Origin of the sequence: Allokutzneria sp. A3M-2-11 16 (assembly GCF_024213555.1) — a bacterium.
In the GTDB taxonomy this organism is placed as follows: domain Bacteria; phylum Actinomycetota; class Actinomycetes; order Mycobacteriales; family Pseudonocardiaceae; genus Allokutzneria.
Genome location: NZ_JANAVO010000007.1, coordinates 64,199 through 75,355, shown reverse-complemented (window position 1 = coordinate 75,355; position 11,157 = coordinate 64,199). Strand labels below are relative to the sequence as shown.

6 protein-coding genes are annotated in these 11,157 nt (G+C 73.0%); 1 reads left to right on the top strand and 5 read right to left on the bottom strand.

What is annotated here, in order from left to right:
- Positions 1-5 precede the first annotated feature (5 nt).
- Positions 6-1,166 (bottom strand): cytochrome P450 family protein, encoded by a 1,161-nt coding sequence (locus NLX83_RS29195; protein ID WP_254238421.1) that lies wholly within the window; start codon positions 1,164-1,166, stop codon positions 6-8.
- Between the two features lie 41 nt (positions 1,167-1,207).
- Here NLX83_RS29195 and NLX83_RS29190 point away from each other — a divergent pair, with 41 nt between their 5' ends.
- Positions 1,208-1,444 carry an acyl carrier protein gene (locus NLX83_RS29190; RefSeq protein ID WP_254238420.1) on the top strand — a complete coding sequence of 79 codons (237 nt, stop codon included), beginning with the start codon at positions 1,208-1,210 and terminating at the stop codon, positions 1,442-1,444.
- Here NLX83_RS29190 and NLX83_RS29185 read toward each other — a convergent pair.
- Genes NLX83_RS29185 through NLX83_RS29170 form a run of 4 tightly spaced genes read right to left on the bottom strand, consistent with a single transcriptional unit; the run spans position 1,422 to position 11,134 of the window.
- Entirely contained in the window at positions 1,422-2,087 is a 666-nt protein-coding gene (locus tag NLX83_RS29185) for an O-methyltransferase (RefSeq protein ID WP_254238419.1), read from the bottom strand. The genes NLX83_RS29190 and NLX83_RS29185 overlap by 23 nt on opposite strands.
- 23 nt (positions 2,088-2,110) lie before the next feature.
- Positions 2,111-3,631 carry a condensation domain-containing protein gene (locus NLX83_RS29180; protein ID WP_254238418.1) on the bottom strand — a complete coding sequence of 507 codons (1,521 nt, stop codon included), beginning with the start codon at positions 3,629-3,631 and terminating at the stop codon, positions 2,111-2,113.
- Positions 3,625-4,803, bottom strand: coding sequence for a phosphopantetheine-binding protein (locus tag NLX83_RS29175; protein ID WP_254238417.1), 1,179 nt, complete (start codon positions 4,801-4,803; stop codon positions 3,625-3,627). Before NLX83_RS29175 ends, NLX83_RS29180 begins: the two co-directional genes overlap by 7 nt.
- Positions 4,793-11,134 carry a non-ribosomal peptide synthetase gene (locus NLX83_RS29170; RefSeq protein ID WP_254238416.1) on the bottom strand — a complete coding sequence of 2,114 codons (6,342 nt, stop codon included), beginning with the start codon at positions 11,132-11,134 and terminating at the stop codon, positions 4,793-4,795. Before NLX83_RS29170 ends, NLX83_RS29175 begins: the two co-directional genes overlap by 11 nt.
- Positions 11,135-11,157: the final 23 nt, after the last annotated feature.

The window sequence follows — 11,157 nt, the reverse complement described above, 5'->3', positions numbered from 1 at the left end:
CGGTGTCACGCGACGGGGTCGAAGCGCACTGGGACGGCGCGCGGCATCCGCAGCTCGCCTTCGAGGTCCCAGAGCACGTCCTCGGCGGGGATGTCCAGGCGCAGCGTCGGCAGCCTGCGGAAGAGCACCTCCAGCGCGATCTCGCCTTCCAGCCTGGCCAGGTGCGCGCCGAGGCAGACGTGCAGCCCGTGCCCGAAACCGATGTTGGAGGGCTTGCCGGGGTCCGGGTCGAACAGGTCCGGCTCGGCGAAGCGCTCCGGGTCCCGGTTCGCCGCCGCGAGGGAGAGCACCACCCGGTCGCCCCTGGCGATGGTGACCCCGGCGATCTCGATCTCCTCGACGGCGAAGCGGTCGACGCTGGCCTGGACCGTGCCGTCGTAGCGCAGCGCCTCCTCGACCACCGCCCGGCGCTGGGCGGGCTCGCCGAGGGAGAGCGCGCGCACCTCGGGGTGCTGCAACAGGCGCAGGCACGCGGAGGTGATCAGCGACATCGTCGTGGTGTGCCCCGCGCCCATCAGCAGCGAGACGATGCCGACGACCTCACGGGGATCGACGAGCTCGCCCCGGTCCAGCGCGGCGAGCAGCGTGGTGATCACGTCGTCGCCGGGGTTCGCGCGCTTGTAGGCGACGATCCGTTCGACGAAGCCGTCGGCCTCCGCCACGGCCGCGGGGTTGCCCGCCTGCTCGGAGGCGAGGGTGAACAGCCGGACCATGTGCTGGTTGTCCAGGCGCTCGGCGTCCGGGACCCCGAGCGTCGCCATGATCACGCCGATCGGGATCGGCGTGGCGTAGTCGCGCAGCAGCTCGCAGGAACCCTTGTCGGCGAAGGAGTCCACCGCCTCCTCGCAGATCGCGGTGACCAGCCCGCGCATGTTCTCCACCGCGCGCGGGGTGAACGCCGCCGTGACCGTCCGCCGCAGCCGGTCGTGCCGGGGCGGGTCGCTGTCGAGCATCCCGCCGTAGGTCTTCGCGCTCGTGCCGTGCACGTGGGCGTCGTTGCTGAGCCGGGGATCGGTGAGCAGCGCCCGGCAGTGCCGGAACGAGGTGACGAGCCAGACCGGTCCCGTCGCGGTGTGCAACCGGGCGACCGGCATGCTCTCGCGCATCCAGGCGAAGTCCGGGTACGGATCGGGAAAAGCGGCCTTGTTCTCCTCGGTGGTTTCCATGCTATTCCCCCTGATGCCTCTTCGAATGGAGTCCGTTAGTCATGGATGTTCTTCCCGTCGTGATCGGCGTGCTGGAGGAGGAAAGCGGTTCCTCCGGCCTGGACGCGACCACCAGGCTGGCGGTGCTGGGCATCGACTCGCTGACGGCCACCAGGATCGTGGTGCGGCTGCGCGTCGCGCTGGGGGCCGGTGTCGGCATGCTGGCCCTGTTCGAGGACGTCACCGTCGCGGAGTTCGCGGCGGTCGTCGGCGCCGTCACAGGTGGTCGACCACGGTGATCGACAGGCCGTCGTAGCCCTTGTCGCCGATCGTCTGGAGCGCGGTGGAGCGCAGCCGGGGATCGGCGGCGACGAGGTCGAACATGGCGCGGGTGCCGAGCACGTCCGGATCGGTGCTCGCCGGGTCGGCGACGAGGCCGCCGTGCACGACGTTGTCCACCACGATGATCGTCCCGGCCCTGGCCAGCGGCAGGACCGCGGTGAGGTAGGCGGCGTTGGCCGACTTGTCGGCGTCGATGAAGACCAGGTCGAACGGCCCGGCCCCCTCCTCGGTGAGCCGGGCGAGGCCCTGCTCGGCCGGTCCGGTCCTGACCTCCACGACCTCGGAGAGCCCGGCCCGCGCGAGGTTCGCCTCGGCCAGCCGCGCGTGCCGCGGCTCGTGCTCCAGGGTGATCAGCCTGCCGCCCTCCGGCAGCACCCGCGCCATCCAGATCGCGCTGTAGCCCGCCAGGGTGCCGATCTCCAGAATCCGCCGCGCCCCGACCGCCCTGGCCAGGACCTGCAACAGCATCGCCTGGGTCGGCGAGAGGTGGTCGGCGGGCAGCCCGGCCTCGGTGGCCGCCCGGACCACCTCGGTGAGCACCTCGTCCTCCGGGGCGAGCAACCCGCCGAAGTACGCGTCGACCTTCGTCGAGGTCCACATGCCAGCGTCTCCTTTGTTCTGTCTCAGTCGAAGGTGAATCCGCCGAAAAGGCCCGCGCCGGTGTCCTCGGCGGGTTCGAGGAATTCCGCGAGCTTGTCCAGGACGTCGGCGCCCAGCCATTCCGCCGTGGTTCTCGCGTAGATGTCCCGGTCGTACTGGACGACGAGCCGGAGTCCCGTCTCGTGTTCGACGAAGATGAAGGTCAGCTCGAACTGGCCGTGGTCGAGCAGCAGCGCTCCGCCGGAGAGCTCGACAGTGTCCCCGGTGCGGATCCACGGGTAGAACAGGACCATCGCGTCGAACCACGGGGTCCGGCCCGGCTGCCGCGCCGGCCGCAGCTCGGCGACCAGGTCACCGAAGGTCACGTCGCTGTTGTCGATCGCGTCGGCCAGCCGCCCGGCCACCTCGCCCACGGTCTCCGCCGGGGTGGCCCGCCGGTCCACGGCCAACCGCACGGGCACCGTCGCCACGTGGAAGCCGACCTCCTCGTCCAGCCCGAGCAGCGGCCTGCGGTCGACGACGGTGCCCAGGCAGAACTCGGTCGCGCCGGTCGCGCCGGCCATCGCGTGCGCGACGCCGCTCAGCAACGCGGCGAAGGGACCGGCGTGCGCCCGCCGCGCGGCCTCGGTGACCGCCCGCACCGAGGCGGCCGGGATCTCCAGGCTCACGTGGCCGACCACGTGCCGCGGGTCGGCGGCGCGCGGTCCGAGCACGGGCAGCGACAACGGCGGCGGGGCGGGGCGGAGCTGCCGCCGCCAGTACGCGAGGGCGTTGGCGGGCCGGGTTCGTCCGACGGTCGGAGCGGGCGCGGAGAAGGCGCCGGACTCGGCGAACGCGGCCAGGTCGGCGGCGATGATCTCCAGGCCCCGGCCGTCGCACACGCAGTGGTCGGCGACGAGCAGCAGCGCGTGCTCGGGGCCACCGTCGCCATCGGTGATCAACAGGGTTGCCCGGAACAACGGCCCCACGGCGAGGTCGAAGGGCTCTCGCAGCGCGGCCCGGACCACGTCGTCGACCTCAGCGCTCCGGCCGCGGAGGTCGATCACGGTCATCGGCTGGACGCGGTCGCGCACCAGCATTCGGGGAACGCCGCGGTGCTCCACGAAGACCGACCGCAGGGTGGGGTGCTTCCACTGCACCAGTTCGACGGCGAGCCCGAGGCGGTCGACCGCGCCGCGCACCCGCAGCAAGCAGGGCACCGTGTACGCCGAGGTACCGCCCTGACGCCGTTGCACCTCCGCCCACAGCCAGGCCACCTCCGCGCTGACCGGCTCCTCCGGAAGGGGATCGCCGTGCTCCCGGTCGGGGACGGGCTCGCGGTCCACCGCGGGCCTACCCGCCAGCAGTTCGGCGAGCGCGGCGGGCGTCGGCCGTTCGACGACGTCCCGGCCACTCACCGGTTTGCCCGTGGCGTCTTCGATGGCCAGGCACAACCGCACGGCGGTCAGGCTCTGCCCGCCCGCGAGGAAGAAGTCCGTGTCCGGCTCGACCTCCGGCAGGCCGAGCACCGCCGCGAACTGTTCGCGGACCCGGTCGGTCAGCACGACGCCGATCCCGTCGACCCCGCCGAGCGCAGCAGCGAACCGAGCAGCCCGGCGTCCCCGGCGGACGGAGCGATGGTCCGCGCCGTGTCGTCGGCGGGCACGGCCCCCTCGATCAGCGCGGCGATCTCGGTGACGGTCGCGGCCATCAGGAACCGGTCCAGGCTCACCGTCACCCCGAGCCGCTTCTTGAGCTCGGAGATCGACGCGAGCGCCAGCAGGCTGTGCCCGCCGAGCCCGAAGAAGTTGTCGTCGGGACGGACCACGGGCTGGTCGAGCGCTTCGGACAGCACGGAGACCACGACCGCCAGCGCATCCCTGCCGGTATCGGATCTTGGCTCTGCCACGCCGTTTCCGGTGCTGAACCCGCACGGTCGCAGGGTGCCGTCCGGGGCCCACCACGCCAGCTCGCCCCGGCTCCACCAGCCCGTCCCCGGACCGGAACGTCGCGGCGAAAGACCAGCGGGCTCGCCATTGGCCACGCGGTACTGGACCTCGCCGACGAATCCTGGCGGCACCAGCGCGCCCGCCGCGTCGACCACGGCCACCTGCTCGGCGCCCGCGACGTCGCCGAGCACCGAGGCCGCCGTCCCGAACCGCCTGGCCAGGTCGAGGTCCTGCGGCGCGCCCGAAGCCACGTCGACCAGCGGCAGCCGGGGCTCGCTGAACCCCGCGAGCGTGGTGACCAGACTCCGGCTCAGCAGCTCGGCGAACCACGGGTCGAACAGCTCCGCGTCGACACGGCCGCGCAGGACCCTGGCCTCGGAATCCACCGCCGTGCCGAGCGCGAAGTCAACGTCACCGTGCGCACCGCCAGCGCCGACACCGTCCCTGCTGACCACGACGCCCGCGACGCCCTCGGTGGGCAGCCCGCTCCGCAGCGCCTGGTCGGTGGCGATCACCAGGTCCCGCACCGTGTCCACTCCGCCGAGCCCGATCCGGCACAGCACCGGCCCGGACGGCCCGCGCACGGTCAGCGCCACCTCGTCGACGCGCTCGGCCAGCGACAGCACCCTGGCCACCGCGGCGGTCAACACGACCAGCTCCTCCACCGGGCGCCCGCCCGCGATGGCGCTCAGCCCGGAATGCAGCGGAACTGCGAGCGCGGGGGCGGAGTCCGTCGGCGTCGCCGTCGTCCTGCGGGGGCGCGGACGGACGGCGTGGTCAGAAGTCATAGCGGAGCTCATCCCAGTTCTGCTCGGTGTCGGTCCGTGCCGCCGTCAGGGGCAGGGCGGGGTCGGTGGTGAGATCGGCGACGAGGGCGCACAGCTCGCCCAAGATCTCCTCGGCCTCGGCGTCGGTGATGACCGCCTCGTCGGTGGCCAGGTTCAGCAGCAGCCGGTCGCCGCTGGGGCGGGCGTAGAGCCAGACGTCGTTGGTCGCCATCCGCCCGGCGGGCAGCACCTCGGAGACCTCGAACGCCTCCTCGCCCAGCGTCGCCGACTCCCAGCTCACCCCGATGTCGGTGATGAGGTTGCGTCCTGGGCGCGCTCGCGGCCGCAGCCGCTGCACCACTTCGCCGTAGGGCACCCGGGAGTGCTCAAGCGCTTCACCGATCCGCTCGGTGACCTCCGCCAGCGTCGCGCCGAGGTTCGCGGTGCGGTCCAGCCGCAGGCGCAGCAGCACGGTGTTGACGAAGTAGCCGACGACCGAGTCCAGCTCCGGGTGATCGCGCAGGCTCGCCGGGAAGCCGAGCACCAGATCGGTGAGCCCGGTCCGGCGATGGGTCAGCGCGGCGAAAGCGGTGACCAGGACGGCGAACGGCGTTCCCGCCGCCGAGGACACCGCGCCGACGTCGAGGGTCCGGGCGGTCACCCGCATGCGACCGCGCTCGGTGGGCCGGGGACGTGCGGGAACCAGGTCGGGCGACGGGGGAGCCCCGCGCAGCCGCTTTTCCCAGAAGTCGACGGAGTCCCGGCCCGCGGTGCCGCCGAGCCAGTCCGCCTCCTCCTCGGCCCACTCCCGATAGGTCCGGCCGGGCCCGGTCAGCACCGGGTCCTCGCCCGCGATCACCTTGTCGTACAAGGAGAACAGGTCACGGAGAACGATGTCGCTGCTGGCCGCGTCGGTGATCAGGTGGTGTGCCCCGAAGATCAGCAGGTCGCCGCGCAGCAGGCGGAACTCGAAGAGCGGGGCGGTGTCCGGGCGGAACTCGGCGCGGGCCGCCTTCGCGATCTCCGCGGCGACGGCGGCCTCGTCGGGCGCATCGACCACGGTGAAAGGCAGCTGTGGCAGCTCGGGCAGGACTTGTTGCTCCAGTTCTGTTCCCTGCCAATGGAAGCGGGTTCGCAGCATCTCGTGCCGCCGGGTCAGCACGAGCAGTGCCGTGCGCAGCGCGTCGGGATCGACCGGTCCGGGCAACCGGACGACGCCGGAGACGAGGAAGGTGCTGGGCGGAGTGTTCCTGCTTGCCAGCCACAGATCCCGCTGGAGCGCGGAGGCCAGGTTGCCGGGGCTCCGCCGAACAGTGTCCCGCCGGGTACTGGGCGGCGCCTGTCCTGCAACGCGGGCGAGGCCGCGGATGGTCGGGTTCGCGAACACCGCGCGGACCGGAATGCCGAGCTCGTGGGCGATCCGTGCCGCGACGAGGCTGTGCCCGCCGCGGTCGAAGAGGTTCGCCTCGACGTCGGTTTCGGTGTGCCCCAACGCCTGTGACCACACCTCGGCCACCAGTCGTTCGGCCGGGCTCGTCGCGGGCACCGGAGTGCGCTGCGCCGGTGTCCGGCCGGGCTCGGGGAGCTCGGCGCTCAGGAGCTTGCCGGAGCCCGAGCGCGGCAGCCGGTCGAGCACCACGATCTGGTCGGGAACCATCGCAGGGGGAAGGAGTTCCGCCAGCCGGGCCCGCACCCCGGCGGGGTCGACCGCGCCGGCGACGTAGCCCACCAGCCGGATTTCCCCGTCACGCCGGGCGATGACCGCGCAGTCCTCGACGCCGGGAACCTCGGCGAGCGCCGCGCGGACCTCGCCCGGCTCCACCCGGTGTCCCCGGATCTTCACCTGCTCGTCGGTGCGGCCGAGGTAGCGCAGCCGTCCGTCCGGCAGCCGTTGCGCGAGGTCACCGGTCCGGTACATCCGCGTGCCAGGCCGTACCGGATTGGCGGTGAACACCCGCGCCGTGCGCTCCGGAGCGCCGAGGTAGTCGCGGGCGAGCCCGGGACCGCCGATGCAGATCTCCCCGGTGGCACCGAGGGGGACCAGCCGCCCACCGGCGTCGAGCAGGTCGACGGTCTTGCCGGCGATGGGCGAGCCGATCAGCACGCCCATGTCCTCGTCGAAGGGCGCCGTGACGTGGGAAACGGTGGTGCAGACGCTGTCCTCGGTCGGCCCGTACTCGTTGTACAGGGCGCAATCCGGTGCCGCCGCCACGTGCTCCCGGACCAGCTGGGGCAGCACCTGCTCGCCGCCGAGCACGACCTGCCGGAGGCCGGGCAGGCCATCCGCGCGGAGCAGGTGCTGGTACAGGCCGGGGCCGAGGACGACGTGCCGGACCCCGGCGGCGGCCACCACCTCGGCCACCCGCTCCGGGGAGAGCACGTCCTCGCGGGGGAGCAGCACCAGTGCCGCGCCCGCGCACAGGGCGTTGAGCAGGCTCAGCATGCCGCCGTCGAAGTGCGTCGGCAGGACCTGGACGGCGGGCGTCCCGGGACCGAGGCCGTAGTACCCGGTGCGGAACACCACCGTGTTGACGATCCCGCGGTGCTCGACGCGAACCCCCTTGGGCTCACCGGTCGAACCCGAAGTGAAGATCACGTACGCGACCCGGCCGGGGCCGATCTCGTTGGCAGGAGGGAGTTCCACGTGGTGGTCCGGCTCCTCGTCCGCCGAGCTGACCACCGCGACGCCGAGGTCCAGTGGGGTATCGGCCACCACAGCGGTCACACCGGCGGCCCGCAACAGCCGGTGCACGCGCGCGGCGGGAGCCGCTGGATCAAGCGGAATCAGCGGGCAGCCCGTGCGCAGGACCGCCAGCACCGCAACGGGAAGCCGCTCGCTCGGCTCCATGAGAATGGCGACCGGACTGTCCTCGCCCAACGCCGAGACCGACGCGATGCGACGGGCCAGCCGAGTCGCGCGCGCGTCGAGTTCGGCGAAGCTCAGCGTCCGCGCGCCGAACCGCACAGCCAGGGCGTCCGGACGGAGTTCGACCTGGCGCCGGAAGAGATCGAGCAGTGTCAGGCCCTCCGCCCGCGCGGAAGTGTCCGCGGCGCCAACGTCGAGCAGGAAGCGCTCCTGGGCGGCGGGCAGCACGGGGATCGAGGCGACCGGCTCGTCCGGTGCCGCGAGCAGACCGGGGATGAGGTGCAGCAGCTGCTCGCCGAGCCGCACCACGGTCGCCCGGTCGAACACGTCGTCCCGGTAGCGCAACCGCACCGGTAGCGGGCGCTCCGCCGTGGGCTCGCCGAAACTCAGCGCCAGGTCGAAGTCCGCCACCGGGCTCTCCAACGGCAGGTGCCGCGCGGCCCCCGCCCTGGCCACCAGTTCGTCCCCGCCCATCTCGACCAGCACGTCGAACAGGGGAGTGCGGTTCGCCTCCCGGTCCGCGGCGAGGTCGTCCACGACGTGGTCGAACGGGTGGTCCTGGTGGGGCCGCACCGCTTCGGCGGTCCGCAGGCACCGCTCGACGGCGTCCCGGAAACCGGCGTCCGGGTCGATCGCCGTGCGGAGCACAAAGGTGTTGACGAACAGGCCGACGCTGTCGGCGTAGCGGGGGTTGTCCCGCCCGGCAGAGGCCGTGCCCAGCGGCACCACCGGGCTCGCGCACCACCGCAGGAGCAGTACGCGCACGGCCGCCACGAGCACGACGAACGGAGTCGTGCCCCGCTCGCGGCACAGAGCGAGCAGCGCGCGGGTGCTCCGCTGGTCGAGGGTGAGTTCGACCGTACCGCCCGCTGAGCCGCGCACCGGCGGGCGCGGGCGGTCGAGCGGCAGCGGGACATCGGTGAGGTCGGCCAGCTCGCGGCACCAGAACTCCCGCCCGGTCGCGAGTTCGTCGGCCGATGCCCGCTCCGCGCTGTACTCGCGGTACTGCGCGGGCCGGAGCGGAGCGGGCGGACCGAGTCCCAGCTCCGCGGCGAGATCACGCACGATGACCGCCATCGACCAGGCGTCGCAGGCACTGTGGTGGGCATTGATGACGATCACGCCCGCGCCGTCGCGCTCGGCGAGCCAGCACACCCGCAGGACCTCGCCGGAGGCCAACGAGAAGCGGTGCCTGAGCTCCCGGTCGGCCACCTCCGCCAGGGACACGCCCTCACAGACCTCAAACACCTCGGAGACCGGCAGAACGTGTTGGTACAGCGCGGAATCCTCCAGCACCAGCGCCGTGCGCAACGCCTCGTGCCGCTCCAGCACCGCCGCGACGGCGTCGGAGACGGCCTGCGGGGAGACCGGTCCCGGCAGCCGGTAGGCGTTGATCACGTTGTGCGGCCGGAGTGCGCTCTCCTCGTACTGCTCCAGGAACCACATCCGCCACTGCGCGCTGCTCGCCCGCTGACGCGGACCCGGTTCGGCAGTGGCGGGCACCGGCGTCTCGGCGGTGGCAAGCAGGTCGCGCAGCCGTGCCGGGGTCCGCGCGGCGAACACGTCACGGACCAGAACGACGTCTCGCCCGGCGTACTCGCAGATCGTGACGGCGAGCTGGGCGGCGGTCAGGCTGTGCCCGCCGATCTCCAGGAAGTCGTCGTCGGCCGAGGGCGCCGTTCCGAACACGGCCGTCCACGCGCGCACGACCAGCTTGCCGTGCTCGTCGGCCGGAATCCACGCCACCGCCGCGGTGTCCGGCACCGGGTGTTCGGCGCGGTCCAGCTCCAGCGTGCCGTCCTCGCGCCAGCGCGCGCGGACACCGGTGCCCACCGAGTGCACGTGTGCTTCGCCGAAGACGCCAATGGGCGCGAGAGTGCCGCGTGGCGTCAGCACCGTGACCTCGACCCCCGGTGCGGACAGCCCGACCTCTCCCTCGGTGGGGACGGTGACCATGAACCAGTCATCGCCCAGGCTCGGCGCATAGATGTTGTGGGTCACCCGCGCATCCAGGCCACCGCGCACCCGCTCACCGCGGACAACGCAGTGCGCCAGCACGGGAACACCGTCCTGGGGCGCCGAATCCAGCAGTTCGGCGACCACGGCTGCCGAGGCGTCGACGGCCGTGACGCGGCCTTCCCGAACCGCCCGCCAGAACGACGTGCCGTCGAGTTCGTACGGAGCGCCGACCGGAACCAGGCTGCCGCCCGCGGCGAGGGTGGCCAGCACCTGGATCGCGAGCGCGGCTGTCCCGGTCTCGGCGAGCATGGCCTGGCCCTCGCCCCCGGCGAGGGCGGCGACGGCGAGCGCGTGCTGGGCCAGCGCACCATGCGTGAGCACAACCGGCTGCGGGACACCGTCTTCGTCGGCGAAGTACAACACTGCGGGCTCTGTCGCGGTGGGCTGGTCCAAAGCACCCTCGTCGCCGACAAGGTCGTCCGGGCGCACCCAAGGCGTCCCCGCGGTCGGCGTCTCGTCGGCGATGAGCAGCACAGCTTCGCTTCGGCGCACGAGAAGCCCTTGCCGCGCAGGGGATTGCGTCGGATCGAGCGGAACGAGGCAGGCACCGGCGCGCCACACCGCGAGCGCGCACACGACGAGGTCGGCACCCGCGGGCAGGGACAGCGCGACGCGGTCTCCCGGACCAACCGAGTAGCGCTCGCGCAGCACCGCGGCCATCGCCCTCGAACGCTGCCGCAGAACGGATCGCGTCCAGCTTCCCGCCGCCCCGTCGTCCACGGCCACCGAGTCCGCATCGCCGCTGTCGGCCAGGGTCACCGCGGTCTCTGAGATCGCGGAGTCCACAGTGGACAGACGCGACAGTTCGGCGCGTTGCCGGTCGCCGAGGGTGTCGACCTCTTCCCAGGGCTGGTGCGGATTCCCCGCCAGCGAGCCGAGCGCCGCGGCGACGCCCAAGACCAGGGCACGGCCCAGGGACGGCGCTCCGGGCGCCGCGCCGATGACCAGCTCGTCACCGTCGACCCGGGCGGTGACCGTCAGCGCGACCGGCGCGAGCAGTCCCGCCGCATGAGCGCCCTCGGTGACCACTGCGATCTGGGAGAGCGCCACGCCCGCCGCCGAGCCGATGGCGTCGAGCCGGGCCGCCAGGGCAGCCCGGTCCGGCCACGCCATCGGCGCTGTCTCCGCCCATTCCCGGTGCAGCGCGGCCAGGAACGCCGACACCGGCGCCCCCGGCTCCGGCCGAGTCGAGATCGCCAGCTCGCCGCCGCTCCCGCCAACAGGGGCGGGCATCAGCACGAGGTGGTCGTCCCGGCCGGTCAGCGCCGTCAGCACCAGCCGGGTCGCGGCGACCACGAGCAGGTGCAGTCCCACCGGGCTGCCACCGGCCATGGCGGTGAGCAAGCGGGTCTCCGCCACCGGCACCCGTTCCCCTGGCGGGGCGGTCGACGCTCGGTCGAACGCGGGCTCGCCCGTGGCGCCCGCGACGCGGCCCAGCCAGCGTTCGACAACCGCCTGATCCCGCACGCCCGCGGGAGAAATGTCTACCT

Bases quoted from the DNA above. Each gene is read 5' to 3' on its own strand.
- NLX83_RS29195 (WP_254238421.1), bottom strand. From the start codon at position 1,166: ATGGAAACCACCGAGGAGAACAAGGCCGCTTTTCCCGATCCGTACCCG.
- NLX83_RS29190 (WP_254238420.1), top strand. From the start codon at position 1,208: ATGGATGTTCTTCCCGTCGTGATCGGCGTGCTGGAGGAGGAAAGCGGT.
- NLX83_RS29185 (WP_254238419.1), bottom strand. From the start codon at position 2,087: ATGTGGACCTCGACGAAGGTCGACGCGTACTTCGGCGGGTTGCTCGCC.
- NLX83_RS29175 (WP_254238417.1), bottom strand. From the start codon at position 4,803: ATGACTTCTGACCACGCCGTCCGTCCGCGCCCCCGCAGGACGACGGCG.